General features: G+C 39.7%; 24 protein-coding genes. 12 read left to right on the top strand and 12 right to left on the bottom strand.

Annotated features, from left to right (window positions below):
- Positions 1 to 26 precede the first annotated feature (26 nt).
- Positions 27 to 791, top strand: a complete 765-nt coding sequence (locus H4J61_RS16185) for a serine protease (RefSeq protein WP_182186247.1) — start codon at positions 27 to 29, stop codon at positions 789 to 791.
- A 51-nt stretch (positions 792 to 842) separates the two neighbouring features.
- Here H4J61_RS16185 and H4J61_RS16180 read toward each other — a convergent pair whose 3' ends face one another.
- From H4J61_RS16180 to gpmM, 3 genes are all read right to left on the bottom strand, one after another.
- The gene (locus tag H4J61_RS16180; RefSeq protein WP_182186244.1) at positions 843 to 1,595 is read right to left on the bottom strand and encodes a divergent polysaccharide deacetylase family protein; all 753 of its coding nucleotides are present in this window, start codon (positions 1,593 to 1,595) and stop codon (positions 843 to 845) included.
- Positions 1,596 to 1,689: 94 nt separating this feature from the next.
- Positions 1,690 to 2,883: a murein hydrolase activator EnvC gene (locus H4J61_RS16175; RefSeq protein WP_182186242.1), complete on the bottom strand. Its 1,194-nt coding sequence runs from the start codon at positions 2,881 to 2,883 to the stop codon at positions 1,690 to 1,692.
- 29 nt (positions 2,884 to 2,912) lie between these two features.
- On the bottom strand, positions 2,913 to 4,454 hold the full coding sequence (gene gpmM, locus H4J61_RS16170; RefSeq protein WP_220461295.1) for a 2,3-bisphosphoglycerate-independent phosphoglycerate mutase: 1,542 nt from the start codon (positions 4,452 to 4,454) through the stop codon (positions 2,913 to 2,915).
- Positions 4,455 to 4,748: 294 nt separating this feature from the next.
- Between gpmM and H4J61_RS16165 the strand changes: the two genes are divergently transcribed.
- From H4J61_RS16165 to gpsA, 4 genes are all read left to right on the top strand, one after another.
- Positions 4,749 to 5,174 (top strand): rhodanese-like domain-containing protein, encoded by a 426-nt coding sequence (locus H4J61_RS16165; RefSeq protein ID WP_182137296.1) that lies wholly within the window; start codon positions 4,749 to 4,751, stop codon positions 5,172 to 5,174.
- A gap of 27 nt (positions 5,175 to 5,201) precedes the next feature.
- A complete protein-coding gene (gene grxC / locus H4J61_RS16160; protein WP_404842453.1) occupies positions 5,202 to 5,456 on the top strand; it encodes a glutaredoxin 3 in 255 nt (84 codons plus the stop codon).
- Positions 5,457 to 5,522: 66 nt separating this feature from the next.
- Entirely contained in the window at positions 5,523 to 6,032 is a 510-nt protein-coding gene (gene secB / locus H4J61_RS16155) for a protein-export chaperone SecB (protein ID WP_182137297.1), read from the top strand.
- A 3-nt stretch (positions 6,033 to 6,035) separates the two neighbouring features.
- Positions 6,036 to 7,043, top strand: a complete 1,008-nt coding sequence (gpsA, locus tag H4J61_RS16150; protein WP_182186237.1) for an NAD(P)H-dependent glycerol-3-phosphate dehydrogenase — start codon at positions 6,036 to 6,038, stop codon at positions 7,041 to 7,043.
- 414 nt (positions 7,044 to 7,457) lie between these two features.
- On the opposite strand, the gene trmL is transcribed toward gpsA, so the two are convergent.
- Positions 7,458 to 7,922, bottom strand: coding sequence for a tRNA (uridine(34)/cytosine(34)/5-carboxymethylaminomethyluridine(34)-2'-O)-methyltransferase TrmL (gene trmL / locus H4J61_RS16145; RefSeq protein WP_182186235.1), 465 nt, complete (start codon positions 7,920 to 7,922; stop codon positions 7,458 to 7,460).
- A 112-nt stretch (positions 7,923 to 8,034) separates the two neighbouring features.
- Between trmL and H4J61_RS16140 the strand changes: the two genes are divergently transcribed.
- Complete coding sequence (locus H4J61_RS16140) at positions 8,035 to 8,934, top strand: cation diffusion facilitator family transporter (RefSeq protein WP_310649816.1); 900 nt, start codon at positions 8,035 to 8,037, stop codon at positions 8,932 to 8,934.
- 83 nt (positions 8,935 to 9,017) lie between these two features.
- Here the strand turns inward: H4J61_RS16140 and H4J61_RS16135 are convergent, their stop codons facing one another.
- The 3 genes from H4J61_RS16135 to H4J61_RS16125 are packed head-to-tail and all read right to left on the bottom strand — an operon-like array spanning position 9,018 to position 12,185.
- Positions 9,018 to 10,028 carry an alpha/beta fold hydrolase gene (locus H4J61_RS16135; protein ID WP_182186234.1) on the bottom strand — a complete coding sequence of 337 codons (1,011 nt, stop codon included), beginning with the start codon at positions 10,026 to 10,028 and terminating at the stop codon, positions 9,018 to 9,020.
- Between the two features lie 49 nt (positions 10,029 to 10,077).
- Complete coding sequence (locus H4J61_RS16130; RefSeq protein WP_182186233.1) at positions 10,078 to 11,484, bottom strand: ATP-binding protein; 1,407 nt, start codon at positions 11,482 to 11,484, stop codon at positions 10,078 to 10,080.
- Positions 11,484 to 12,185 carry a response regulator transcription factor gene (locus H4J61_RS16125; RefSeq protein WP_182137302.1) on the bottom strand — a complete coding sequence of 234 codons (702 nt, stop codon included), beginning with the start codon at positions 12,183 to 12,185 and terminating at the stop codon, positions 11,484 to 11,486. The genes H4J61_RS16130 and H4J61_RS16125 overlap by 1 nt, the downstream gene beginning before the upstream one ends.
- 237 nt (positions 12,186 to 12,422) lie before the next feature.
- On the opposite strand from H4J61_RS16125, the gene H4J61_RS16120 reads away from it, so the two are divergent.
- Positions 12,423 to 12,929 (top strand): Spy/CpxP family protein refolding chaperone, encoded by a 507-nt coding sequence (locus H4J61_RS16120; RefSeq protein WP_182137303.1) that lies wholly within the window; start codon positions 12,423 to 12,425, stop codon positions 12,927 to 12,929.
- Positions 12,930 to 12,932: 3 nt separating this feature from the next.
- On the opposite strand, the gene H4J61_RS16115 is transcribed toward H4J61_RS16120, so the two are convergent.
- The 4 genes from H4J61_RS16115 to rsgA all read right to left on the bottom strand — a co-directional run bounded on the left by H4J61_RS16115 (position 12,933) and on the right by rsgA (position 17,684).
- Positions 12,933 to 14,903, bottom strand: coding sequence for a M56 family metallopeptidase (locus H4J61_RS16115; RefSeq protein ID WP_182186232.1), 1,971 nt, complete (start codon positions 14,901 to 14,903; stop codon positions 12,933 to 12,935).
- A 33-nt stretch (positions 14,904 to 14,936) separates the two neighbouring features.
- Positions 14,937 to 15,323 (bottom strand): BlaI/MecI/CopY family transcriptional regulator, encoded by a 387-nt coding sequence (locus tag H4J61_RS16110; protein ID WP_182137305.1) that lies wholly within the window; start codon positions 15,321 to 15,323, stop codon positions 14,937 to 14,939.
- 411 nt (positions 15,324 to 15,734) lie between these two features.
- Positions 15,735 to 16,577, bottom strand: a complete 843-nt coding sequence (asd, locus tag H4J61_RS16105; protein ID WP_182186579.1) for an archaetidylserine decarboxylase — start codon at positions 16,575 to 16,577, stop codon at positions 15,735 to 15,737.
- A 69-nt stretch (positions 16,578 to 16,646) separates the two neighbouring features.
- Positions 16,647 to 17,684, bottom strand: coding sequence for a small ribosomal subunit biogenesis GTPase RsgA (gene rsgA / locus H4J61_RS16100; RefSeq protein ID WP_182137306.1), 1,038 nt, complete (start codon positions 17,682 to 17,684; stop codon positions 16,647 to 16,649).
- 210 nt (positions 17,685 to 17,894) lie between these two features.
- On the opposite strand from rsgA, the gene orn reads away from it, so the two are divergent.
- The 5 genes from orn (at position 17,895) to H4J61_RS16075 (ending at position 25,179) form a co-directional block, all read left to right on the top strand.
- On the top strand, positions 17,895 to 18,440 hold the full coding sequence (gene orn / locus H4J61_RS16095) for an oligoribonuclease (RefSeq protein ID WP_182137307.1): 546 nt from the start codon (positions 17,895 to 17,897) through the stop codon (positions 18,438 to 18,440).
- A 367-nt stretch (positions 18,441 to 18,807) separates the two neighbouring features.
- On the top strand, positions 18,808 to 19,296 hold the full coding sequence (locus H4J61_RS16090) for a DUF4442 domain-containing protein (protein ID WP_182186231.1): 489 nt from the start codon (positions 18,808 to 18,810) through the stop codon (positions 19,294 to 19,296).
- Positions 19,297 to 19,671: 375 nt separating this feature from the next.
- Complete coding sequence (locus H4J61_RS16085) at positions 19,672 to 23,304, top strand: hypothetical protein (protein ID WP_182186230.1); 3,633 nt, start codon at positions 19,672 to 19,674, stop codon at positions 23,302 to 23,304.
- Positions 23,301 to 23,507 carry a DUF1289 domain-containing protein gene (locus H4J61_RS16080; protein WP_182186229.1) on the top strand — a complete coding sequence of 69 codons (207 nt, stop codon included), beginning with the start codon at positions 23,301 to 23,303 and terminating at the stop codon, positions 23,505 to 23,507. Before H4J61_RS16085 ends, H4J61_RS16080 begins: the two co-directional genes overlap by 4 nt.
- A gap of 31 nt (positions 23,508 to 23,538) precedes the next feature.
- Positions 23,539 to 25,179 (top strand): response regulator, encoded by a 1,641-nt coding sequence (locus H4J61_RS16075; RefSeq protein WP_182186228.1) that lies wholly within the window; start codon positions 23,539 to 23,541, stop codon positions 25,177 to 25,179.
- 170 nt (positions 25,180 to 25,349) lie between these two features.
- Here the strand turns inward: H4J61_RS16075 and queG are convergent, their stop codons facing one another.
- Positions 25,350 to 26,495: a tRNA epoxyqueuosine(34) reductase QueG gene (gene queG, locus H4J61_RS16070; RefSeq protein WP_182186227.1), complete on the bottom strand. Its 1,146-nt coding sequence runs from the start codon at positions 26,493 to 26,495 to the stop codon at positions 25,350 to 25,352.
- Between the last annotated feature and the right edge of the window lie 30 nt (positions 26,496 to 26,525).

Here is a 26,525-nt window from a genome sequence, read left to right as displayed (position 1 = left end):
TTTAAATTTTTAAAAGGAGTAAAAATATGAATAAATTATTACCATTATTAATCTTTATTGGGCTGATATTCAGTTCAATAGCCTGTGCTGATTTCGCGGATACGGTGAGTTTACTTAAACCTTCTGTGGTTGGTATTGGTGTTTATACGCCGACAGGACAGCCGAAAAATCAACTTTATGGCACGGGCTTTGTTATTGGTGATGGCACTTATATCGTGACCAATCATCATGTTATTGAGCAAGAGTTAGATGATAATTTATTACAAAAATTAGCCGTATTTACCGGTAAGGGCCGAGCGGCGAAAGTAAAATTAGCTAAATTGGTTGCCCATGATGAGGATCATGATCTTGCTATCCTTAAAATTGAAGGGCAGGCGTTACCGGCATTATCATTAGCAAACAATGACTTTCGACGTGAAGGCAGTGCTATCGCATTTACTGGATTCCCAATTGGCGCCGTTTTGGGGCTTTATCCTGTAACACACAGAGGTATTATTGCTGCCGTAACACCCACTATTATACCCGTTGATGATGCAAGACAAATAAGCATAGCTATGCTTAAGCGCTTAAGAGATCCTTATTTAGTGTATCAATTAGATGCAACCGCTTATCCGGGCAACAGTGGTAGTGCTATGTATGATGTTAAAACGGGTGAGGTTATTGGCATTATAAATAAAGTTTTTGTTCAGCAAAGTAAAGAAACCGTGATCAGTAAGCCGAGCGGCATTACCTATGCGATACCCGTGAAGTATCTACATAAACTATTAAAAAAGCATAATATAAAGGGCTAGTGACTATATATGACCTGATGATTTCATCAGCGGCTAAAGTACAAAAGTGGGTTAATCTTCAGCATTTGTTTGTTGATTTGAACTGGCCATTTTATTGTTTAGTAGTCTTGATATCGGTACTAGTTCTATGTTGTTTTTCTCGAGCAAGGGCAAGAGCTTATGTAATGATCTGATGGTTTCAGGATGTGGATGAGCGATAGCAACAACGCTACGATAACGTTTAGCATCGAGTATGAGTTGTTTAAATTGACTGAGAATATAGGCGTGTTCTAATTTATTATCGAGAAAAATATGTCGATGTAAACTGGGTACGCCAAAGCTTATGGCAACTTCTTCTGCTTGGCTAGCGCCAGTGGTTAAGCTATCAATAAACATTAAATTTCGTTCACGCAAAAATTGCATGGTCCACGCCATAGGTTGATATAGCTCGGTAAGTTTACTGCCCATGTGGTTGTTGATACCTAATGCGAAAGGAATTTCAGCAAAGGCATGAGTTAAGCTTGCTCGAATACCCGTTTCATTCATGGCACTGGTTAATGCGCCTGGTCCGAGTTTTTTGCCATTTTTCGCTTCCATTGGAATATGCAAAATAACATCATTTTTGTTTGCTTTTGCCTGTAACGCCAATATTTTTCCATAGGGCGTATGGGGAAGAATCGCGTAACTGATATTCCCGGGCAAATAGAGTGCCTGAGCGTCGCTTTTTCGATAGCCAATGTCGTCAATAATGATCGCTACTTGTGCAGGTTGAGCATAAAGCAAAGCAGGCCAAAGTAAGCTAAAGGTTAGTAGAAGTCGCAGCACGGTTAGTTTTTTTTGATGAGGTAATAAATCATTATCTAGGGTAACAGTTCAGATGGTCAAAATCGACTAGTTAAACGCTTAACAATGCATAAGCTTATTTACACCAAAGTTTAGGGTTGACGGCTATTCCGGTATGTCGAATTTCAAAGTACAGGCCTGAGTTGGCTTGACCACCACTTTGACCTACCAAAGCTATAGGTTCACCGGCTTCTACACGGTCGCCAACAGCTTTAAGTAACGCTTGATTATGGCCGTATAAACTCATGTAACCATCGCCATGATCAACCACAGAAACTAGTCCATAACCTTTAAGCCAATCTGAAAATAAAATAGTGCCATTGTGAATGGCTTTAACTTGTTGGCCAATCGGTGCTGAAAGAAATACCCCTTTCCATTTTAAGTAGCCCTGTTTACTTGAGCCAAAACGGTGACGAATTTGCCCTTTAACTGGCCAACTCAGTTTACGTTTTAATTTACTCAAACCGACTAGGTTATCTACTTTTTGTGCGGCAGCAGCCATTTTTCTCAACAAGGCAACCAATGCCGACTCTTCTTGTTCTAATTTAGCTAGCTTCTGTTGTTCGGTAAGCGCCTTTTTATTGAGCGCTTTTAAGGTTTGTTTTTGTTTGGTTTTTGATAATTCGAGCAGTTGTTTTTGCTGACTTTGGGTTTGTGTTAATTGCGTTAATTGTTCAGCTTGCTGCTGGTATTGTGCTGTCACATCATTCAGTTGAGTAATTGTGCTTTTAAAGGTTTCAATTTCTTTAATACGGGCAGCATTGAGGTATTGATAATGAGTAATAGTACGCTGTACGTTACTGGGTTTTTGTTGGTTAAGAATTAACTTTATATAGTCGTGATGGCCGGTAGAATAGGCGGCTCTAAGTTGCTTGGCTAATATCTGCTCTTGTTGTTTTTTGGCCAGTGCTAATTGTTTTTTTTCTGAGCTAAGTTGGCCTAGTTTTTGGCGTGTTGTGGTTAGGCTAGTACTGGTATTTGCTAAGTTTCGGGCCACTTCACCTATGGCGATATCGTCTGTTTTTAATTGTTGCTCTAGATCACTAATCTCTACATTAGTACTTGATAAGGTTTGTTTCTGTTGATTAATAGCTTGTTGAATATCAGACAGTTGCTGATTGGCTTTTGCACTGCTTTGGGCACTACTTTTAACATTAGCGCCTGTTTGGGCAAAAATATCAAACGAGCAAAACATCAGCACTAGGCCAATAAAAAAAGCGTAGCCAGTGCTAAACTGGCTACGTTTTAATATTGGCTTGCTGATATTCATCTTAAAAAGCATGTTTAGATTAAATTAAGTTAAGTTAAGGTTAATAATTTACACCCGGTCATTTCTTTGGGTTGAGGCATATTCATTAATGATAAAATAGTGGGAGCGATATCACTTAGCGCGCCTGTTTTCGCCATTTTTGCGTTTCGACCAATATAAATTAACGGTACAGGTTCACAAGTATGTGCGGTGTGCGCTTGTCCTGACACCTTGTCCATCATTTGTTCTGCGTTGCCGTGATCAGCGGTAATTAAACACTCACTGCCAGTTTTCTCTAATGCGGTCACTATTCTACCAATACAAGCGTCGACGGCCTCGCAGGCTTTTACTGCGGCATCAAAATCACCGGTATGACCTACCATATCACCATTTGGATAGTTACAAACAATAAAGTCATGCTCACCGCTTTCTATTGCGGCCACTAATTTATCGGTTAACAGGGTTGAGTTCATTTCTGGTTGTAGGTCATAGGTTGCTACTTGTGGTGATGGCACTAATATTCGTTGTTCACCAACAAAAGTATCTTCTTTACCACCACTGAAGAAAAAGGTTACGTGTGCATACTTTTCTGTTTCTGAAATGCGCAGTTGCGTTTTATCATGCTTTTCTAGCCATTCGCCTAACACGTTATTAAGTTTTACCGCTGGGAATGCAGAGGGCGCATCGATGTCGGCGGCATATTCGGTTAGCATAACAAAACTGCCGAGTTTGGGTTGTTTTTGGCGTGTGAAGCCTGAAAATTTTGTGTCGGTAAAGCAGCGGGTAAATTGGCGCGCACGATCGGCTCGAAAATTCATAAAGATCATGGCATCGCCATCTTCTACCTTAATCACTTCACCCTGTTCGTCGGTAATCGCTGAGGCTTTGACAAATTCATCATTTTCGTTGCGCGCGTAAGCGGCATGCAAAGCATCAATCGCCTGAGTATAGTGAAACTCGGCTTGGCCTGAAACCATTAAATTATAAGCTAATTCAACGCGTTCCCAGCGTTGATCTCTGTCCATGGCATAATAGCGGCCAATGACTGAGGCGACTTGCCCGCAACCTAATTCAGCAAACTTTGCTTGTGCTTTTATTAACGAAGCTTCTGCACTGCGTGGTGGCGTATCACGGCCATCTAAAAAGGCATGTAAATAAATCTTTTTTGCGCCTTTTTCAGCCGCCATTTCTAACATAGCAAAAATATGATCTTCATGGCTATGGACGCCACCTGGAGATAATAGACCAAAAACGTGTATCGCTTTATTGTTGCTAACGGCGTTTTCTACCGCATTGACTAAAACAGGATTGCTTTGAAATTCTTTATCTTTAATCGCTTTGGTAATACGAGTGAAGTCTTGATACACAATGCGGCCAGCGCCTAAGTTAACATGACCTACTTCAGAGTTACCCATTTGCCCGTCAGGTAAACCAACCGCCATGCCTGAGGTCTCAATCAGCATATTCGGTTTATTCGCCATTAAGTTATCTATTACCGGGGTTTTGGCATGATAAATAGCATTAGACTCTGGGTTTTCTCTATATCCCCAACCATCTAAAATAATAAGAACTGTTGATTTTTTGTTTGGCATCACGGCTTCCTTTATATAAGTAATGAGAAATAAAAATAATTTTCAACAGCAGTATATCAAGACACGCAGTGAATATCTTCTGTCTATGTAGAGAAAATAGCAGAGAAAACACTTCTGATCTCATCAGTTTTACAAGTCAATTATGGTGTGAAAAGTTACAGCAATAAGAACAAAATTTGTCGATGGGTATTAAGATATTAAGTAAATCTGTTTTTCTATGAAAAGTTCAGTTTGGGTTTAGTTTATTAGCCTGTATACTATTGCCAAATTTTAGTTAATTAGAATATAAAACTTATGGACCAACTTATCACCTTCGCAATGAGTCAATCTTTGCTCAGCACTATTTGGCTATTTATTGTTTTGATGATTATTGTCATGACGATCAGAATTCAAATGTCACCTATTAAACAATTAAGCACACAACAAATGACTTTTTTAGTTAATAGAGAGTCAGGTGTTGTTGTTGATAGCCGAAGCGAGAAAGACTTTAAAGCCGGACATATTGTCGATGCGTTACACCTTGGCAATGATAAAGTCAGTAAAAATGACTTTTCTAGTCTTGAAAAACATAAAGATAATCCCATCATTATAGTATGTAGTGCTGGCATGAGCGCAGGCAAAGTGGCTAACCAGCTAGCAAAAGCGGGTTTTACTCGAGTAAGTTTACTTAAAGGTGGCATGAGTGCTTGGTTAAGTGCGGGTTTACCTGTAACCAAGTAGTATGCAACCAAACAACGGACTATGATAATGGCAGTTGACATATATACTAAAGTAACTTGTTTTTATTGCATGAGAGCGAAAGCTTTGCTTGATGACATGAAGGTTAGTTACAACGAAATAAAAATTGACGGTGATGCACTATTGCGTGAAAAAATGATCACACGCAGTCAGGGCAGCGCAACAGTGCCACAAATATTTATTAACAACGAGCATATTGGCGGTTGTGATGAATTACTTGCATTGCATGCGCAAGGAAAATTAGCTTCACTCTTAGCACAATAATATCAGTGAAAAAACATAGAATAAAAATGCCTTAAAAAAGGCGTAACACTTAGGAAGTAACATAACATGGCTGACGAAATTCAAAACGGCGCAGAAGCAACAACTGAACAACAAGCACCACAATTTGCTATTCAACGCGTTTATACCAAAGATATCTCATTTGAAACTCCAAACTCACCGGCAATTTTTCAAAAAGATTGGAAGCCAGAAATCCAGTTAGATATTGATACTAAATCAACTAAACTTGCTGATGATACTTATGAAGTAACTTTGTCGTTAACCGTTACGGCTAAAGTTGAAGACCAAACCGCTTTTCTAGCTGAAGTACAACAAGCTGGTATTTTTACCATAGGTAACCTGCCTGAAGCACAGTTAGCCCATACTATTGGTGCATTTTGTCCTACCACTTTATTCCCTTACGCGCGTGAATCAGTAGCGAACCTAGTTAGCCGTGGCTCTTTCCCACAAATTAACTTAGCCCCGGTAAACTTTGAAGCTTTATTCGCCAACTATGTACAACAACGTGCAGCACAAGCGAATGCCGAACAAGCACCAGCAAGCACAGAAACTCACTAGTTTATGAGCCCTGATTCTGCAGCAATTTCCGTCATTGGCGCTGGCTCTTATGGCACAGCGCTAGCAATATGTTTAGCCCGTAATGGTCATAAAACATTGCTTTGGGGACGTGATACTAATCACGTTGCTGAAATGGCGAGTACACGCGCTAATGAAAAATATTTACCCGGTAGCCAGTTTCCAGAAGCATTAGTGGTGAGTGATGATTTGGCCAACGTAGTCGCGGCCAGTAAAAATATTTTATTGGTGGTGCCGAGCCATGTATTTGGTGAAATGTTGGAGAAAATCAAACCTTATCTAAGAAAAGATACGCGTTTGGTTTGGGCTACTAAAGGTTTAGAGCACGATTCAGGGCGCTTATTGCAAGACGTAGCACGAGAAATCCTAGGTAATGACATATCGTTAGCTGTGCTTTCTGGACCTACTTTTGCAAAAGAAATGGCCGCAGGATTACCAACGGCGATATCTTTATCTTCAACCGATGATGCCTTTGTTGAAGATATATCTAACTTATTACACTGTGGGCGCACCTTTCGTGTTTACAGTAACAGCGATTTTATCGGTGTACAGTTAGGCGGAGCGGTTAAAAATGTTATTGCCATTGGTGCCGGTATGGCTGATGGTATTGGCTTTGGTGCCAATGCACGAACGGCTTTAATTACCCGTGGCCTAGCCGAAATGACCCGCTTAGGTTGTGCATTAAACGCTGAACCGTCAACATTTATGGGCATGGCAGGGCTAGGTGATTTAGTATTAACTTGTACTGACAACCAGTCACGTAACCGTCGTTTTGGCCTAGCGTTAGGCGCTGGCGCAGGTGTTGAGCAAGCGATTGCTGATATTGGCCAAGTGGTTGAAGGTTATCGCAACACTAAAGAAGTTTATATGCTGGCACAGCGCATGGGTGTTGAAATGCCGATTGTTGAGCAGGTTTACCAAGTACTTTATTGCGGTAAAGACGCCAAATTAGCCGCGGCAGATTTATTATCTCGTGATCGTAAATTTGAATAAGGTTAACTAAACCAACATTGTTGGTTACTTAATAAATAACGGGCAGTTTAAAGAATGACTCAACGTTGAAAATCACCCGTAGGCTCTATGCATGCATGCATGTATGTATTTATTTATGTAGGGTGGACTTTAGTCCATCAAGTTAAATGAAATTTAACGGTTTTCTCCATAAACTACATTAATTTTTCAATCTATATTTACAGATTTAAAACATAATTCCCGCTACAGATGTTTGTTTGCCCATCACCTTAATCCCCTGATCAACGTTCCACGGACTCAAGTCCGACCGACAATAAAACTCTGAACGTTGAAAATTACCTGTAGGCTCTATTCAGGTTGGACTTTAGTCCATCAAGTTAAATGAAATTTAACCAGTTTTAACATAAGGTTCATCAGGTTATAACTGACCTACTTTTACACTGAGTCTGCAAAGCCTAGCTGTCGCCATGCCTCATAAACAATCACAGCGGTGGCGTTTGATAAGTTCATACTGCGGCTATCTTTTAACATAGGTATTCTGATTTTGTCTTGGTCAGGTATTTGTTGTCTAACATCTTCGGGTAAGCCACCGGTTTCTGAGCCGAATAAAAGATAATCACCGGACTGAAAACTGATATCACCATAATACCCGGTAGACTTTGTGGTCACCGCTAATATGCGCTTAGGTTGCTCACTTTCAATAAAACTTTGATAATTCGCATGGCGCTTAAGTGCTGCAAACTCATGGTAATCTAAACCGGCTCTGCGCAATTTTTTATCTTCTAGGTCAAAGCCGAGTGGTTCAATTAGATGTAACCTAAAGCCGGTATTAGCACATAGGCGAATTATATTACCCGTATTGGGTGGAATTTGAGGTTGAAATAAAACGACATCTAACATATCAAGTGCTTAATAAATTATATAATTAAGTGGTATTATACCGTGCTTGATTCGGCTTTGCTTTATCAATGTTCAGCAATGTTCAGCAATATTTATTCATTAGGAGGACTTAGTGCAGGCTAACAAGATAGATTCAAACCAATATGCTTACTTAGTAAAGCTAGCAGCATTTGCGGCAACAGCAACGGCGTTGATTTTAGTGGTCTTGAAGCTTTATGCTTTTTTTGTCACTGATGCTAGTGCCATGTTAGCTTCTGCGACTGACTCGATTTTAGATTTATTCGCTTCCATCATGAATGTGGTGATTTTACGTTTCGCTTTGGCTCCGGCCGACAAAGAACATAAATTTGGTCACGGCAAAGCGGAAAGTTTAGCCGGATTGGTACAGGCCGCCTTTGTGTTGGGTTCTGCATTATTACTGGTGTTTAATGGTGTTGATCGCATTATTAATCCACAAGAAGTGGTGCGCACCGAAGTGGGTATTGTGGTCTCAATTATTGCTATTGTCTTGACCTTGTTGCTGGTGATACTGCAAAAATATGTGATTAACCGGACAAAATCTGTCGCTATCAGTGCCGATTCTTTGCATTATCAATCTGACTTAATTCTGAATTTAGGCGTGCTTGCGGCCCTGTTTTTAAGCCAAGGTTATTGGTTACAAGCGGATGGGGTTTTTACTGTTGCGGTCGCTATATTTCTGCTCATTGGCGCAGGTAAAATTATCTGGAACAGTGTTCATCACTTAATGGATCATGAACTTACTGAAGAAGAGCTTAATACCATTAAAAAAATTATTTTGGCGCATGAAGGTACTCATGGTTTACACGAGTTGAGAACACGACAAGCAGGGCCAGATCGTTTTATTCAATTTCACTTAGAATTAGATGGTGAGTTATCTTTGTCAGAAGCTCATAGTATTGGCGAGGCCATTGAAACAGAAATTATTCTAGCCTTAGCACCCTGTGAGGTATTTATTCATCACGATCCTTTGTCAGCGTCTAACCACGAATAGGCTAAAGACAAAAAGCCGATGACTAAGGCATAACTTCTTATGTTTTAGTCATCGGCTCTTGGTTCTTGGCTCTTGGTTATGGGTTATTGATGTTGTGAAAACCATGTGATGGTTTTATCTATCGCGATATCCCTGTATTGGTCCACTTCAAAAAAAAGCTCGTGATAGGCGCCAGAGATGACTATGGGCTTACCGCCCGGGCAAGCATTGTGATTAAAATTATTGAGTGTTAGACAAAAGTTATCTTGCGCATGATTATCAACAATTTGTTCATTTTCTGCTTGCAACATTTGTATTGGTAACGACAATTTTTCGATATCAATAAATAAATTATCCGAATTTATCATGGCTTGCTCTAGCCAATTAAAAGTGACACCACCGAGTTTTATTACTGGCTGAGCTTGATATAGTGACTGAAAACGCTGATAACGCTTGGCTGAATGCATCAAGCGATTTTGTGCAAATGAACTTTGATTACTATCACTTTGGCCAAAAAAATACCATGGTGTATTAGACAGCCAACGGTTTATGGTTGAGCCTGTTTTGATTAATGCTTTCGCTAACCAATCTGGTGTGCCGCCACTTGATATAGCTATCATGGGAGAGCTTAAACTTAATGCTTTAACCTTATGTGGGTAAAGTTGCAGGTATCTTAATGCAATAGCGCCACCCATTGAATGTGCTAGCATAAAAGAGCTTCGCTGATGTTGCGGGTATTTTTCAGGTAAGACCTGGTGGAGTAATCGTTGTAAATCTTGCGCGTATTGGTCAAAATTTTCCACATAACCCTGCAAGCGGTTTGTGGTTAAACGCATCGAAAGTCCTTGTCCTCTATGATCAATAATAACGCTATCATAGCCTTGATTATCTAAGTCATAAGCCAACTCTTGATATTTTAGGTAACCTTCTGAACGCCCAGGTACAATAACAATATAAGGCTTTTGAGGGCGTTTAAAGTTAGTGGCATAAGCGATGCGAATATTGTCATCTGTTTTAAATGACGCTTGAGTTACTGATTGCCAAAAGTTTTCAATAGCGGCAATTTTCTCTAAGGTAAGCGCTTGCTTACTCTCTAAGCTTTTTGCGTTAGTCATTACTGAAATTCCTAAAAATAGCCAAAAGAAAATTAGCGGATAAAGTTTTTTATGATTCATTAGCGCTATTTTTACTGATATCAAAGGGTAATTCAATGGTAACCGTAAGACCATTCTCGCTATTGTTCTGCGCACTAATGTTGCCATTATGTGCAACAATAGCTTGCTTAGCTATTGCCATGCCAAGTCCCGTGCCACCTGTGGCGCGATCACGTGATTTAGCAACCCGATAAAAGGGTTCAAATAACTTAGCTAAGTCATCAGCGGGAACACCGATGCCAGTATCAATTATCTCGATTATAAAATGGCTGCTAGTTTTGTGTAAATGTACCTTTAGCTGATCGTTTGCGTGGCTATATTTTATCGCATTAATTAAAATATTATTGATGGCACTGGATAATAAGTTTGGATCTGCTTGCATCAGTGCTGACCTTTGACAGTCAAAGGTAATGGTTATTGATTTTTCATTGGCGATATATTGTGCGTCTTCAATGCAGAGGATTAATAGCTGTTTAAGATCGACAAACATCAATTCTATTTGGCTAATGGTATTCTCCATTCTTGATAATGATAAAACATTAGCGATCATCTCGTCGAGCCGAGCGACCTCGAGTTCACATCGTTGTAAATGTTTGTGTAATAGTGCTTCGTTTATATTGTTTTGTTGAGCAAGCCCAAGCGCGATTTGCAATCGGGTCATGGGTGAGCGCAGTTCATGAGAAACATCGGCCATGAGTCTTTGATGAGCGCCAATGTTTTGCTCTAGCTTTTCAGCCATTAAGTTAAAACTAATCGCACAAGCGCCAATTTCATCATTGCGTTGCGCTATTAAGGGAATGCGGGCGCTAAATTCACCATCACCAAAACGTGCGGCGGCTTTTTGCATAGCTATTAGCGGCTTGGTTAACGAGCGAGTCAGTAGCCAAAGTAAAATAGAGCTGATAATAATAGGAATAGCGAAACGCGGCCACACGGGCATACGGTCTATAATGTTGCCAAAGGGAGGTTTTCGGTCGCGACTAGCAAGAAATAACTGATAGGGTGTACCGGCAATATCAATCGTTAACGGCCCGGTCATACGATAGAATTGAAACTTAACTGTAGTGAGGCTCTCGATATTATTTTCGGTTAAAAACTGTTGTAAATTTTTTATTTGCCACTTATCAGCAGCGTATACGGCATGAGTTGAGATGTTTTTTAATAGTAATTCACGGCCTTCTTTTTGCGACAAAATGGCCAGCACTTGTTGTGGTGAAGAGACTCGATTCGCTTTAATTTTTTGGCTAATTCGCTCTACTCTTGTAATATCAGAGTGATGCGTTGGGATAATAAAACTCTTGTTTCTAAATTGTTCAGATACCAACCTGGTGACGCCAATGGTCAATATTACAATTAACCAAAAACAGATAAATAGTTTGGCGCCAATGGAGGAAAATTTTCCGGCAATTTTCAACATTAATTGAGTTCTCCAGTCAAGAAAATATAGCCGGCACTACGAATAGTCTTAAGTTTGTCGCTTGGGCTAAAGGGTAATAATTTTCGTCTGATATTACTGACATGCATATCAATACTGCGGTCAAACGCACTTAATTTACGCTTTAATACCTGTTCTGATATTTCACTTTTACTGACAATTCCCCCTGGCTTTGACATTAAATGCTCAATGATCTGGTATTCAGTGCCGGTAAGTTCAATAAGTTGGTTATGGCAACTCACCTGACGGGTCGCGTGGTTAAGTTTAACGCCGTTAACTTGCAGTGCAGTGCTTTGTGCTTTGCTATTTTTTACAATCTCTATACGGCGAAGAATGGCGTTAATACGAGCGAGTAGTTCACGATGTTGGAACGGCTTGGGTAAATAATCGTCTGCGCCAAGTTCTAAGCCTAATATTCGAGAGGCATTATCACCTTTGGCAGTTAGCATTAATATTGGGGTTTTGTGGTTGCCACCCAGCGCTTTTAGCACTTCAAAACCGGTTAAGCCTGGCATCATCACATCTAATAAAATCAATGAAATTTTATCATCATAGGCTTTTTCTAATCCTGAGATACCGTCATGGCAAGATATTAATTCAAAGCCTTCTGTGGCCAGATAATCAGATAATAACTCAGCAAGCTCTGTGTCATCGTCTATTAAAAGAAGTTTATGCTTTTTCATGGTTGCTCTCGTTAAGCGCTAGGGTCAAGTATTCAGTACTTATACTCAAACCATTGAAACAAGGATGTTGAGGGCGTTTGGGTATAAGCGAAACGGATTAATTATGTCGTCTAATTAGCACCATAATAACGTATAAGTTAAGCGCCAAGGGCTATCTTTACAAAACATTTACGTTGCTTTGCGTTTACTTTCGTTGCACAAATTATACTGAGGGTGAATTAATTGAGGAACAAACTTATGAACACACAAAAACTGTATTCGACAATAAAACCCCATGCGGCAGTCAGCATACTTGTGCTTAGTATTATCAGCCTTAGTAGCTTTAGCGCCAATGCTATGGGTCACGAAAACAAACATCATAGCCATCACAATAGCCATGACATGAGTCATCAACAGCATCAAGGTCGTGAACATCAGCAGGCAAAGCTAGACAAACGCTTACATCACTTAGCGAAAAAGTTAGATCTAAGTCAAGCACAACGCAGTGAAATTAAGCTGATTTTTGTCAGTATGACAGAAGATAAACAGGCTAAAAAGCGCGTTATGTCAGATTTTAAAGCGCAAGTGAAACCATTGCTGCAAGCGAGCGAATTTGATGAAAATCAGTTTGCAGCTATCTATGCCGAACATCAGCTGAATTTTCAGCAAGCTGCAATGGAAAGGGCAAAAGTTCACCATGGTGTTATGCAAGTGTTAACAGCAGAGCAGCAGCAAAAGTTTTTAACTATGGGTAAACACCGTTAAGCTTTACTCTAAAAGACTAAAGGAGAATATTTTTGACATTGTGCTTTCTACTGCGCGGCCATTTTCTTTTGCAGGTAGAAAGCGCCATTTTTCCATGGCGTTACGAATGGTATGGCGAAAGTAGCTAACTCTGCTTTTAGACTCAAACTGAATGTCTTGAACTAAGCCATTTCGGTCTATACTAAACTCCACCATGATCTCTAATTCTATGCCTTTTCTTTTTGCTGAAGCCGGATATTTAGGTTCAGCTGAATTTATTAGTCGCGCGGTTACCGTACTCGTTTTAAAAGCCTCATGCTCGATGACACGCTTGTTTAATTGGCTTTGACCTAGGCGTGTACTACTCAACTTATTATCTGTCTGTTGTGGGTAGTTAGTACCAAATTGGCTTGGGTTTAATGCCGTTATTTGAGTATCTCTGGATGTTATGGGTTCGTTTAACAGTGAATTAACTTGTTGCTTATACGGGTTTGCCTCTACTCCAACATATGTAGAGTCAGTGCGTTCAAAGGCTAATGTTGAAATCGATTTTTTGCTTGCTATGTCTGGCCGTTGCTTAACTTGTGTTTCCTGTTGTAATTCTGCGTGATGTTGGGCGACATTTTTTTTATTATTAGGATTTACACGCACAAAAGGTAACTCGTTATAATAGGAGCTAGTTGAATTATCACTCAAAACGTCAAGCTTATCTTTTGCTACTATTTCATTGATTTTTTGTTTTTTATTAATAGGTTGAGCTGAGATTGCTACTTTTTTTGGCGCCGGTAATGCACGGGCACTTGTCTGATCGCTAGCTAATAAATGACTAGCAAGTGTGGTGTTGGCATTTGTTTGCTGAAAGGTTTCAGGGCTCGGCGTTATTGAGTTTTTATTTTGCACTGTTACAGCGTTATACATTGTTACAGGGTTATATAATGAAATACTCCCCGACTGTAGATCAATAATCGGTAAGGTTAGCGAGTATTTAGACAAGAGAAAAATAATGCTCAATAAGATGGTAAATGAAGCAAGCCATTTGCCGGTGTCGGCAGTTTTTGTGCAGTGCTGCTGCTGGTCTAATAGTCGAACCACCCGTTGTTTTAAATCACCACCAGAAGCCGCCATGGCCATATTTGGAATGGTGTGATGGCGATGTTGCTCACACAAAGAGGCGGTATCTGCCAAGGTATGCGCATAGGCCAATGAACTGCCACCGTGTTGTACGGCAACATCATCGCTACAATACTCTCTTTCGTTACGCATTTGTTTTGACACCCAATTAACTGCAGGATGAAAAAACAGTAATATTTCAACAAGCGTTTGTAAAAAATTGACCAAGTAATCATGACGTCGAATATGTGCTAATTCGTGTAGCAACAGCATATCTAACTGTTGAGGGGTTAAGCCTGACAACATACTAAATGGGATCAGCACCACAGGTTTTAACCAACCTATTGCCATAGGAACATCGGTTTTGTTAGAAAGTAATAAGGCCACTTTTTTCGACAAGCCGACTTTAACAAGCAGCACATCAAAACGCTTTTGCAGTGCAATATCAACGGCAGTACAGCCCTGCAATGGCAGTTTATTAACATTGTACAGCTCGATAATTAACTTAAGCGCAAGTGTGGTAACAACAGTAAACCAAAGCATGGCGACTAGAGGGAAATATGCTAACCATTCCATATACCAAGCGTTTGCGGCTGTTTTTTGTAGATAAAAATCTTGATCCAGTAAAGGCTGAGCATGAACAAAATTTGTTACTTGACGAAAATCAGTATCGTAAACAAGAAAAAAAGTGATGATAGGTAAAATAAGGTTGGCTAGCATCGCCATAGAGCTTAATGCGTAGCGTAATTGAGATTTTTGATAGGATATTAGCGACAGTAAGGCTTTTAATACCACTGCAATTAGAACTCCTTGCCATAAAAAATGGATAAGAGTTATGGCTAAAGCCGCCAATGATGGACTATGTATTAAGCTTTCCTCAATCATGCCTGTTTAAGTTACCTTGTGAGTCTTAGTTAATTAAGATTGTTGTTCTAATTCATTGAGTAACTGTCTAATATCTTCAATTTCTTCTTTGCTTGTTGAATTATCTAAGGCTCGCATGACTAACTTTGATGTTGAACCACCAAAGGCTTTTAACACTAAATCTTTTAATAAAGACGATTGTGTAACCATCTCGCTATTCGAGGGCGCATAAACATGCGCTCGGTTGCTTTCGTCGCGAATAACTAAGGTCTTTTCGTGCATAATTTGTAATATCTTCAGCACAGTTGTATAACCCGTTTTTTGGCTTTGGCTAACTGTGTCATGGACTTGTCGAACTGTAGCTGGTCCGATTTTCCAAAGAATATTAAGCAGCGTTAGTTCCGCCTCTGTAGGCTTAATATTTGATTTATCTCGTAACATTGAGATTCCTTAAGGCAAATTTATCTAAAATTATACCAAGCGAACTAATTTTCTGCTTATTGTGAGAAGTAGTCAGTTTAGTATTGTTATACGAATATACTCGTATCTTATTATTGCTATCCTAGCTTGCGACGAATAAATGAGCAATAGTAATAGTTGAATTGCTCTATTTAATTATCATTATATTCACATCATAAGTACTGAAAATATTTATTAGCCGATCGTGTTAATTATTGCTCTTACAGTATGATGTGATCCCGATGTAAAGTTTGTCAATATACCAACACAGGCGCGCCGCTTGCTAAAAAGCTAGCAGTGAGCTCTCAATAAACTCACCACTAGCCCTTAATGGGCAATTATTTACATTTTGTGTAATGCCTATCGCTGAGCTTTAAAGCGATGGGATAAAATTTATGCACTGGTATCCAATGTCACTAAATCAGCATAATGTTCACCCAGGCGAGTCACTGTTTCTGGCCCCGCTTGCGGGTTAAATTTCACCATATTCGGCGCAAAGGTGGTAACAACAGTAGAGCCGAGTTTAAATCGACCCATTTCAGCGCCTTTCTCTAGCGTTATTGCCCCCGCGCCCTCTGTTGGATATTGCCAGCGAAATACATCTTTACCTGCAGGAGGTGTTATCGTGCCAGCCCAAATGGTTTCAATACTCGCAACTATGGTTGCGCCGACAAGCACCATCGCCATCGGGCCATGTGCGGTATCAAACACTGTGACTACACGTTCATTACGGGCAAATAAGTTGGGTACATTATTGGCGGTTAACGGGTTTACTGAAAACAAATCACCGGGCACGTAAATCATTTCTCGTAAGGTGCCGGTAATCGGCATGTGAATACGGTGGTAATCTTTCGGCGCCAGATAAATACATGAAAATTCACCATCTTGAAAAGGTGCTGCAGTTGCTTGATCGCCACCCAGTAAGGTTTCCAAGCTGTAGTTAAAACCTTTCGCTTGAATAAGTTGCCCTTGTACAATTGGCCCTTGTTGACTAATGGCACCATCAACAGGATAACAAATAGTGTTTGGGTCTGCGATTATAGTGCGTGCGCCTTCTTCTAATTCACGGGTGAAAAAGTCATTAAAGGTGGCAAAATCAGTGGCGTTTTTTAACTTAGCTTCTGCCATATTAATGTCATAAGCTTTGATAAAATAACTGATCGCCTTAGTGGTAAGCCAGCCAGCTTCTGCCGCGGCAAATTTACCTACCAGTCGCGAAATGCCATGTTTTGGCATCAGGTGTTGTAGGGCGATTTTCAATTTATTTACTAGCACTATTTTTTCCTTATTATGGGGTTAACTGTCTTAATCATTAAAGCGTGAGGTTAGGGTATTATCACCTAAACTGGCTAATATTTTTTGGAAACTGGCTAAGCGCTCTGGGAAGATCTTGCCTTCATCTTTCGCCGCAATTAACGCACAGCCGGGATCGTTTTGGTGTTTACAGTCACGAAATTTACAGGTCCCTATGTAGGGGTCAAATTCGATAAAGCCATTACTGACCTGTATGGGTGATAAATGCCACAAGCCAAATTCTCGTATGCCGGGTGAGTCAATCAGATCGCCACCTTGTTCAAAATGATATAATCGAGCAACTGTTGTAGTGTGCTGACCCAACCCTGAATTTTCTGAGACAATTTTAGTGACGACACCTAATTCAGGCATCAAGGTATTAGTTAGCGTTGACTTACCAACGCCAGACTGACCGACAAATACACTGGTATGTTGGCTAAGTTGACACTTTAACTCGGCAATACCTTCACCGGTTTCGTTACTCATGTAAGTCACTTGGTAACCAATTTTACGGTAAATATTCAGTTGATTTTCAATTTCATCACGATTGCTATCATCGAATAAATCAATTTTATTCAATAAAATAACCGGGGTAATACCGGTTTGTTCAGCCGCGACTAGGTAACGATCAATAATGTCGGCATTAAAAGCGGGTAACACAGATGAAACAATCAGTATTTGGCTAATATTGGCCGCAATAGGTTTAACACCGTCGTAAACGTCAGGGCGACTCAGTACCGACTCACGCTCATGAACGGCTTCAATTACGCCTGAAATACTGTGTTGCGTTTCTTTGCCTTTACGCCAAAGCACTTTGTCACCACAAACCAAGGAAGCAATACTGCGGCGCATATTACAACGAAACACTTCGCCATCGCTGCCCTCTACATCAGCATGTTGGCCAAAACGACTAATGATAGTACCGGTTTCAACTGCAGCGAGTTCATCATCTTGCCATTGTACTTTTTCAGTAGATTTACGTAATTTCTTACTTTGGTTCGCTTTGATCTGTCGCGTTTGACCTTTGGTTAATTTTTTGGCTTTAGCCACAAGTTATTCTCTTTTTATGTTAACTCAGAATTTGTATTTTTGATCTCTGTTGGTAACCGATAAATAAATTTAATCGTGTTACCTTCTGCCGTATTATATACTCAAGTAGCGCTTAAATGCATGTGTAATCGTGCCTTTACAGGCGCACTCTCTGTAGTTTATCTGCTAATATATATAATTTGATCAACAGTAAATAACGTAGGAATGACAATGAACGCTAACGATAGCAATTTAATTTGGTTAGATTTAGAGATGACCGGCCTTGAACCGAGTACTGACGTTATTTTAGAAATTGCGACAATCATTACCGATAGCCAACTTAATATTTTGGCTGAAGGCCCAGTGTTTGCTATTCATCAAAGTGATGAAATATTAAATAATATGAATCCTTGGTGTATCGAGCATCATGGCCAATCAGGTTTAACCCAAAGGTGTCGAGAAAGTAGCACGAGTTTAGCGCAAGCAAGTGCTGAAACCTTGGCATTTTTTAAGCCATATGTTACACAAGGTAAATCGCCTATGTGTGGTAATAGCATTGGGCAAGATAGACGCTTTATTAATAAATACATGCCAGAATTTGAAGATTACTTTCACTATCGTAATCTTGATGTGAGCACAGTAAAAGAGCTGGCCCGTCGTTGGAAACCAGAGGTATTAGGTAAAGTGGTTAAAACGGGAGCACATTTAGCCATGGATGATATTCGTGAATCAATTGCTGAATTGAAAGTTTATCAGGAACATTTTTTTAAGCTGTAGTATCGGCATTTAAAAACTGAGTAAAGCCTATAATTAGACGCATTAGCGTCTTTTTTATGCTCAGGCCTCACTGAGATATCTTGGCCTTTGAGGCATTTCTCGAGCTTAATCTGGCTCCTACACTTCGCTCATCTTTTACAGTTATTCAAGCACTTGTGCGTTGTTGTTAGCCATTCAGTGCTGCGCAGTATTAATCACCTTAATGATTTTTCCTATATTAGGCTAATAACTTATATGACCTTTAGCCGGTGGTTTTAAGGCGTTATTATGTAAACTTTAAAGCGTAATAAGATAAAAAAACTTGAAGGTCTGACCAGTTTGCTTGACAATCATTAACGCATTTTGAAAACATTCATCTAGGATATTTATGGTTAATCGCTTTAGTCGAATCGTTAAACAAATTAAAAAGTTTCCAAAAATCAGTCATTCATTTTTGTTAACAAAATTATTTTGCTCTCAGGTTAAATATGCCAACACGTCAAAGGTCACTCTGGTCGATATAGAACAGCAGCAAGTTAAGTTGTCTATGGTCAATCGCAAAAGAGTACAAAATCATATTGGTGGTGTGCACGCTATTGCCGCGGCGTTATTAGCTGAATCGGCGACCGGTATCGTTTTTGGTTTGAACTTACCCGATAGCTGTCTGCCTTTATTAAAGTCGATGACGATTAACTATCAGCGCAGAATGCAGGGAGATTTAACCGCTATTGCAAGCATTTCAGATCAGCAAATTGCATTATTGACCCAAGAAAAGGGCAATATGGACATTGCGGTTACCATCACTGATGAGTCAGGCGAACAGCCAATTGAATGCATAATGACATGGGCATGGATCGGTAAAAAAACCAAAAAGTAATAAGCGCTAATCATCAAAAACATTAAAAAAGCATGTGGGTCAAGGTAATACTAAGTCATCGCTGATCTCTTTCAGCGCGCTGTGGTTACACTTTGGCGCTTATGGGATCTTAGCTCGTTACCGCTGATTTATCACGACTTGCTCTTATTCCTAGCTTAACGCTGAAACTGCAGCTTGCAGTGGAACGGGTATATATAGGTTAAGATAAAATGCTCTGCTGGCATGATTAATCTTTGCTAATTAATCTTAAAGCCATACACTATTAATGGTATAACTAATTTTTGCTAAGTTGTTGCACCATACGGCTTGGCGTCACTGGGTTATATAGGTATATAAAAATATTATCTATTTGATTTATTAGGATATTACCCAAGCATGGATTCAACACTGCCGCTATATCGTCAGCTTAGCCGCCAATTTTTTTTATTGGCCTTGAGCTTTTCCTTACTTTTTTTGCTGGGGTTTTGGTTGTACTTTCAATCGGAACAAGATTTAGCGCTAGTTAAAGACCAACAATTGCCTGCCCTTGAACAACACCATCAACGACAATTGTTATTAATTAAAAATAATCGCTTACTCAATGATCTGCTTGATAGTAGGTCGGCGCTAAAATTTGATGAAAGTTATCAAACACTGAATGAAAACTTAAAAAATATTTCTGCGTTAAGTCAAAATAATAAGCGGTTATTAGCGCAGTTAACTCAGCGTTTAAAAATGCAGGCAGAAAATGTTACACGCTTAACTGAGAGTGCTCGACGAAACCTTCAACTTAAAGACAGTGTCATTATTCAATTGATCCTAGTCACTGATAGTTTATCTCATTTAATCGCTGAGCAAACAAGTCAGCAAAAGGATTTATATCGTCAAATCAGCCAAGACAACTTAACCAAAAGGGTAATTACCCTACGGGCGAAGGCATTAAGTAACTTAGTGAATAGCTTAAATATTAATCGTGAGTTGCATCAAGGTATCATTGATACTTTAGTGATGTTTAACCAACTTGATTTACAGTATGATTTAGTCGAATTTAATTATATTCAGCAAGAGATTCAACGCGATATAATGCGTTGGCTGGCAAATGCCAGTAATGTGATGAATGAAAATTCAAATGAAACAGGCTTAGTTGAACAAATATCAGTGCTTAATCGCTTGCTGTTTAGTGAGCAAAACACTTTTGCAAAATGGCATGGTCAATTACGCAGGGCCTTTGACTTGCAGGCTGAATTAGCAAAACAGAAAGCTGAGTTAATCCCCTTACTTGATCACACACTTGTCGTGCAACCCCTTAAACCATCGCTTATCAAACAACAGTTTTTCGCATGGTTGGTAAAAGCTAATATTGACGTGCAGCCTAAGCATTATAGTTGGCTTATTACTGGTGTTTTTATTTTACTCAGCCTAATTTTTATCAGTTTTCTTTTCAGTTTACGCAGAAAAATCAAGTGCTTTGGTAAACAAAGTACCGCTGTCGTTGAAGAGTTTGTGACGACAGGTCATGTGGTAGCAAAAATACCTGGGCTTGAAGTCACAGCAATGCTTAATGCTATTAAGCAACTGTCTCAACCTTTACATCGTGAAGCCGACTTTGAACAACAGCAGCAAGAATACCAAAGGCAAATAGTATTTATGTCTTGTCATAGCGGGGTTGTTTTTTGGCAAATGCCTTTGCGGTCAGAAAAACAGCAACAACAATTGTCAGCTTTACTCGGTGTTGACGTTAACAATCAACATTGGCGTCAGTGCTTTAGTCGGGCCGATGTTCGGGCTATTTTGTCTCTTGCGCGACACGCCAAAAAGCATCAGGGTGTTGAAAAAATTTCGTTAATTAGTAATCAAGAAAAAGCGCTGGCTTTAACGCTTGAATATGTGGGTGGCCTTTGGTGTGGCAGTTTATCTAATGCAGAAGAATATCAAGTACTTAAAGATAGTAATGCACAGTTACAACAACAAATTAAACAGCAAAATCAAGCAGATAAGCTCGCTATTATTACCCGTAGCGACAAAGCGTTAGGCCTAGTGAATAGCCTAATGTTACAAAAGCAGTTAGTGTCGATCACTCAGGGTGACGAACAACTTGCCTACCAGCAATTACGGCAATTAGCGCGCTGGGATGAACAACAAAAAACTTGTGCCCAATTACGTCTAAATGATTTTGTCTTGACCTTATCTAAGGTAACACTGGCTAATGAAATGCATACAGTTTTAGCTAATGTTAGTTTGGCTGCAGCGCAAAGTAACAACTGCATTTATTTGCACATGGCAGAGAATTTAGCCTCTTCGGTGACACTTGAAAGTGAATTATTTCAGGCCATGATAGCGACAATATGTCATAAGATGCTAACGGAGCAGCAGGGTGCTGAGCTTAATATCGCTTTGCAAGTTATTGACGTAAATAGCGGCCAACAAACTGTACAGATAAGCTTTTTGCTTAACAAGCCATCTGATGCACAGAGGCTATCTCAGGTGATTAACGAGTTAGTGTTCGATGATGAAATAACGGCTGACTTTGCTCATGCTACTGAGCATTATTTACGAGATTTGCAGTTAGTTTTTAATGTCAGTAATAAAGCTAGTCAACTGTTAGAAGCGGCTGGAAAATTTTCTTTTGAATTTTCGTTAACCATTGCCGAAGAACTGAATAAAACTAGCGAACACCAACCAGTAAACTTAGCTAAGTGTGCACTTTTAGTTATTGCCACTGACAAAGTTAGCCGTGAAAGAATTTGTCATCAACTCGGCCACAGCAAAGCCATAGTGGAAACAATGCAAGATTTGTCGCTATTTCGTCGCCAAATGAGTATAAAGCACCTAATGAGGTATCGCTTGGATGTGATTATTTTATCGCCTGAAGTCTACTTTTCAGATTATGATTTGATCACCCAACACTTGGCGAGTTTACCTGCTAAAATACAACCTAAAATATTAGTTATTCAGCCACTTAACTGCACTGTATTACAAAGAACAGGATTGTTTTCAGCCAGTAATTTACCTTGGTTTACCGGTGAGTTAATCGCTAATATTATTGCGTTATTAAGTAATCACAACAAGATTAATTTATTAGTTGAGCCAGAGGTTTTTTCACCTTATCGTTTTATACCTAGCCAAGTTGAAGTTTTACTTGGTGTGACCTCGGTCAGTAAACATCAAGTTTTGCTGAGAATATTGCATTGGCTTGGTTTACAAGTGACTGTGGTTTCTCAACAAGAACAGCTCGAACACTTATGGCAGTCAGGGCGTTACTTAGTGGCTATTGGTGAGTTTTCCAGTTTTAATCATACTGTTAATAGTACTGTTAATCATACATTAACGCCTGTTCGTGGCCTGTTTGCTTTGAGCAATAATAAAGATAAGTCAGACGATTTTTTCGACAAACTTAACTTACCAACGTCTTGGCATAGTGGCTATTTAGCCCCGACATTAGATATTCAACAATTAATTCAGCAATTATCTCCTTGGTTAAAGTCAGCTGCAGGCACGGGTGATAATCAAGCCATATTGGCCTCACCGGCAGATAAGCAAGATAATAAGTACAGTGTCATGCCAAATACTGTACCTGATAAGAGCGATGTGACTGTTGAGCAAGTATTGAATATGGCTGATATTGAGCAGTCGTTAGACTTCTCTTTTGGCTTTGAGCAAATAAATAAACCAACAGCAGAGGCTTTGGATTTAACCCAATACGCAGAAAATCAAGGCTCTGCTGAGTTAGCCGCTTTTATGTTAGATGAATATTTAGCAGACATTAGCACCAATCTCCAAGCGTTAAGTTCGGCACTAGCGGCGCAAGACTACCGCCTCGCTTTAGCGCTTTTACAGTCGTTAACTACCTTAGCGAATGTTATTGCCGCCAGACCTTTATTGGCGCAATGTCGACAGTTAAGTCAGTTGCTTAGTCCAAAAGCGTTAAATGGCGATTTTTCAGTAGCAGAAAAAGAGCCATTGCAACGTCAGCTAAATCACCTCAAACTATGTCTATTACAGCTAACTGAATTTGCAGAAGCGATATGAGTGTTCAATACTACCAGTCAAAAGACAAAGTTAAAGATGTTGCTAGCCCTTGTGTAAGTCATTGTGGCCTCAACGAGGACGATGTTTGTTTAGGCTGCTTTCGCAATATTGATGAAATTATGACATGGCGCCAGCTTGATGTAGCGGCAAAAAAAGCGGTACTTAACCAGTGCCGACAACGTCAACAACAATATGGAAAGTAGCAGGCTAAAACAATAGCCAGTAAGGTAAATCATGCAAGATGTTGAAAAAAATACCTTAGCGCAACTTGATCAACTTAATGTTTTAGTTATCGACGATAACTTACTAGTACACAGTGTGTTAAAAGCAAGCTTATTTGCGCTTGGTATAAAGGAAGTGCGTTGTGTGCAAAATGCCTATTATGGTCTTAGGTTGTGCGATGAAATACATTTTCATATTGTTATTTGCGCCTTTAACATTCAAAGCGACAAAGACGGCTTTCACTTATTAGAAGAATTAAAATTTAAAGGCCATGTGACTAAAACTACGGTATTAATATTCCTCAGTACAGAAACCAATGAAGCATTGGTTAACTCTATCATCGAGTTGCAACCCGATGACTTTTGGACAAAACCGTTAGCGATAAAAAAAGTCAGAACCCGCTTCATCGCGATATTAAAGGTCAAGCAAGTGCTTTTTAATATCAACAATGCGATAGACAAAAAAGCCTACGCAAAAGCACTTTATTTTGCCGATCGACACCTGCAAAATGAAAAGTTAGCCCATTATCATCCTAATATTAACCGCATTAAAGGTGAGTCATATCTTTCCTTGCTTGAGTTTGAAACAGCAGAATCTTTTTATCGGAGATTATTTAAAATCTATAAATACTCCTGGGTATATTTAGGCTATGCCAAAGCCTTGTTAAAGCAAGGTCGCTTGGGTGAAATTAGCGATATGGTAAACAGCTTGATTGATAAGCCAGACACACGTTTTGGTGCTCACGATATGATGGCGCAGTATTTCATCGAACAAGAACAATACCAGCAGGCCTATGAAGAAATTAAAAAAGCGATGGCACTGGCACCGAGAAATATTGAACGTAATAGAAAATCGTGGGATTTAGCCCGCTTAACTCATGATTATAAAGGACAATATGTAGCGACGCGCAACATAGCACAACAAGCGAAAAACTCAATTCATGACTCCCCCGCACTTTTACTGAATGTGATCAGAGCGGGTATTGATTTTGCTTGTGCAACTCCAGATGACAGTGCCAATGAAATATTGCGGCAAACTGATCGTTATATCAGACAATTTGAGCATGACTGCCAAGATTTAAGCCTTTTTAAACAACCATTATTAGTGGTTAAAGCTAGGTTACACAATGTCCGTAATGAACAAGCTAAAGCGATAAAATTAGTTGAAAATCATATGTCGCTTATACCCAGCACAGTAGTAGAGGATAATTTAGATCGGGTGAAAGTATTGCATGAATTAGGTATGCGTGAAGAGGCGATAAAATTGCTTGCAGCCATCAATCATCAAATTGCCGGTAACTCGTTGAATAGCCAAGTGGTTAGGCATTACATAGCGCAAGAAAGCCAACAGCGTGAAGATATACACTTTACTGCCAAAGAACTTAACCGCATGGCGGTTGAGCATTTTCAGAAGCATCGATTACTACCGGCGTTAAAGGCCATTCAACAAGCATTACAACTGAGTCCAAATAATGTCAAATTACTGTTCAGCCAATTAAAGATATTGATAAAAATTAAGCAAGAAGATCAGGACACACATGAGCATCAGGTGGCAGTCGAGGGTATTCTTGCTGTGCTTTCAACGCTAAATTTTGAAGGTAAAGGCCTGGCAACGCTGAACGAATTAACGCTGAAATGGCAAAAATTAAACTAGTGGCAAACGCCATGATTTTTACCAAGCTCATTAATTTCCTGATCATTTCATCTGGGTAAAATAACTTACTACTGCGTTATTAAAATAAATGTTATAGTTTTGTTGGTTTTTTCCACAAATAAATAAGACCCGCTAATTAATGAAACGGGTCTTATTTAATGCATTAGGTGCTAAGCATCGCGAGGCATACCTTTTTCAACCGAACGAATTAATCGTGCGGTTAAACGTAAATTTTGATCTTTAGTTAAAGCTTGTTGTTTAAGTTTTTGTTGTGCTATTGCCCACTCAATATGTTCAGCCACCATAGGGGCTGAGTTTGCTATTTTTTCAGTTAACGCCTCAATATTAGCTATTGAGAAATCGGCATTACCCAGGGCAACGGCGATATTGCGCTGCCAACACTGAAAGCCAATACGACGAATAGGCGAGCCTTCAGTCTTACTTAAAAATCTTGCTTCGTCCCATGAAAACAAAGTTAATAAAGTGATATTGTCTAAGTTTTGTCGAGGTTTAAAATCATCTTCACTGCCAAGCTTGGCAAACTTGTTCCACGGGCAAATTAATTGGCAGTCATCGCAACCATAGACTCTATTGCCAATTAAAGGCCTAAACTCTACGGGTATGGCGTCACGTAATTCTATCGTCAGATAGGATATACAGCGTCTTGCATCGACCACATAAGGTTCAACTATGGCTTGAGTTGGGCAAATTTTGATACAGGACACACAAGTACCACAGTGATTTTCTGCCTTAGTATCATGAATTAACGGTATATCAACCAAAAGCTCGCCGATAAAAAACCAAGAGCCCGCTTGCTTGTTAATCAATAATGAATGTTTACCCACCCAACCTAAACCTGCTTTCTCAGCTAGAGGTCTTTCAAGTATTGGCGCAGAATCAACAAAAGGGCGATAATTAAAATTGTCACAATGGGTTTTAATCTGCTCACCTAATTGTTTTAGGCGTTTGCGCATTAATTTGTGATAATCGCGACCTAAGGCATATCGGCTGATATAAGCATGATCGCGATTTTTTAAAATGCGAGCAAATTTCGCATCGGTAGGCAAATAATCCATGCGCACGCTGATAACATTCAGGGTGCCGGCAACCAATTCCTTTGCTCTGGCACGCATTAAGCCATGGCGGGCCATATAGTCCATAGTGCCGTGATAGTTATTTTCTAGCCAACGGGTTAAAGCGGCCTCGTGTTCAGATAAGTCGACATCGCTAATACCCACTTGTGAAAAGCCAAGTTCTTGGCCCCAAAGCTTGATTTTTTCTGTTAAATCTTGATAGTTAAGAGCAGGTGTAGTCATGGCAGCCGAATGTTCAAACAATAAAGGTGG

Origin of the sequence: Colwellia sp. MB3u-4, assembly GCF_014077065.1 — a bacterium.
Taxonomy (GTDB): Bacteria; Pseudomonadota; Gammaproteobacteria; order Enterobacterales; family Alteromonadaceae; genus Cognaticolwellia.
The sequence above is the reverse complement of the archived record's forward strand: the minus strand, read 5'-3'. Positions and strand labels throughout refer to the sequence as shown.

Bases quoted from the DNA above. Each gene is read 5' to 3' on its own strand.
- H4J61_RS16165 (WP_182137296.1), top strand. From the start codon at position 4,749: ATGGACCAACTTATCACCTTCGCAATGAGTCAATCTTTGCTCAGCACT.
- H4J61_RS16135 (WP_182186234.1), bottom strand. From the start codon at position 10,028: ATGACTAACGCAAAAAGCTTAGAGAGTAAGCAAGCGCTTACCTTAGAG.
- gpmM (WP_220461295.1), bottom strand. From the start codon at position 4,454: ATGCCAAACAAAAAATCAACAGTTCTTATTATTTTAGATGGTTGGGGA.
- orn (WP_182137307.1), top strand. From the start codon at position 17,895: ATGAACGCTAACGATAGCAATTTAATTTGGTTAGATTTAGAGATGACC.
- H4J61_RS16125 (WP_182137302.1), bottom strand. From the start codon at position 12,185: ATGAAAAAGCATAAACTTCTTTTAATAGACGATGACACAGAGCTTGCT.
- gpsA (WP_182186237.1), top strand. From the start codon at position 6,036: ATGAGCCCTGATTCTGCAGCAATTTCCGTCATTGGCGCTGGCTCTTAT.
- H4J61_RS16090 (WP_182186231.1), top strand. From the start codon at position 18,808: ATGGTTAATCGCTTTAGTCGAATCGTTAAACAAATTAAAAAGTTTCCA.
- H4J61_RS16080 (WP_182186229.1), top strand. From the start codon at position 23,301: ATGAGTGTTCAATACTACCAGTCAAAAGACAAAGTTAAAGATGTTGCT.
- H4J61_RS16110 (WP_182137305.1), bottom strand. From the start codon at position 15,323: ATGTTACGAGATAAATCAAATATTAAGCCTACAGAGGCGGAACTAACG.
- H4J61_RS16075 (WP_182186228.1), top strand. From the start codon at position 23,539: ATGCAAGATGTTGAAAAAAATACCTTAGCGCAACTTGATCAACTTAAT.
- grxC (WP_404842453.1), top strand. From the start codon at position 5,202: ATGGCAGTTGACATATATACTAAAGTAACTTGTTTTTATTGCATGAGA.
- asd (WP_182186579.1), bottom strand. From the start codon at position 16,577: ATGCCAAAACATGGCATTTCGCGACTGGTAGGTAAATTTGCCGCGGCA.
- trmL (WP_182186235.1), bottom strand. From the start codon at position 7,922: ATGTTAGATGTCGTTTTATTTCAACCTCAAATTCCACCCAATACGGGT.
- H4J61_RS16175 (WP_182186242.1), bottom strand. From the start codon at position 2,883: ATGAATATCAGCAAGCCAATATTAAAACGTAGCCAGTTTAGCACTGGC.
- secB (WP_182137297.1), top strand. From the start codon at position 5,523: ATGGCTGACGAAATTCAAAACGGCGCAGAAGCAACAACTGAACAACAA.
- H4J61_RS16130 (WP_182186233.1), bottom strand. From the start codon at position 11,484: ATGTTGAAAATTGCCGGAAAATTTTCCTCCATTGGCGCCAAACTATTT.
- H4J61_RS16115 (WP_182186232.1), bottom strand. From the start codon at position 14,903: ATGATTGAGGAAAGCTTAATACATAGTCCATCATTGGCGGCTTTAGCC.
- queG (WP_182186227.1), bottom strand. From the start codon at position 26,495: ATGACTACACCTGCTCTTAACTATCAAGATTTAACAGAAAAAATCAAG.
- H4J61_RS16085 (WP_182186230.1), top strand. From the start codon at position 19,672: ATGGATTCAACACTGCCGCTATATCGTCAGCTTAGCCGCCAATTTTTT.
- H4J61_RS16185 (WP_182186247.1), top strand. From the start codon at position 27: ATGAATAAATTATTACCATTATTAATCTTTATTGGGCTGATATTCAGT.
- H4J61_RS16120 (WP_182137303.1), top strand. From the start codon at position 12,423: ATGAACACACAAAAACTGTATTCGACAATAAAACCCCATGCGGCAGTC.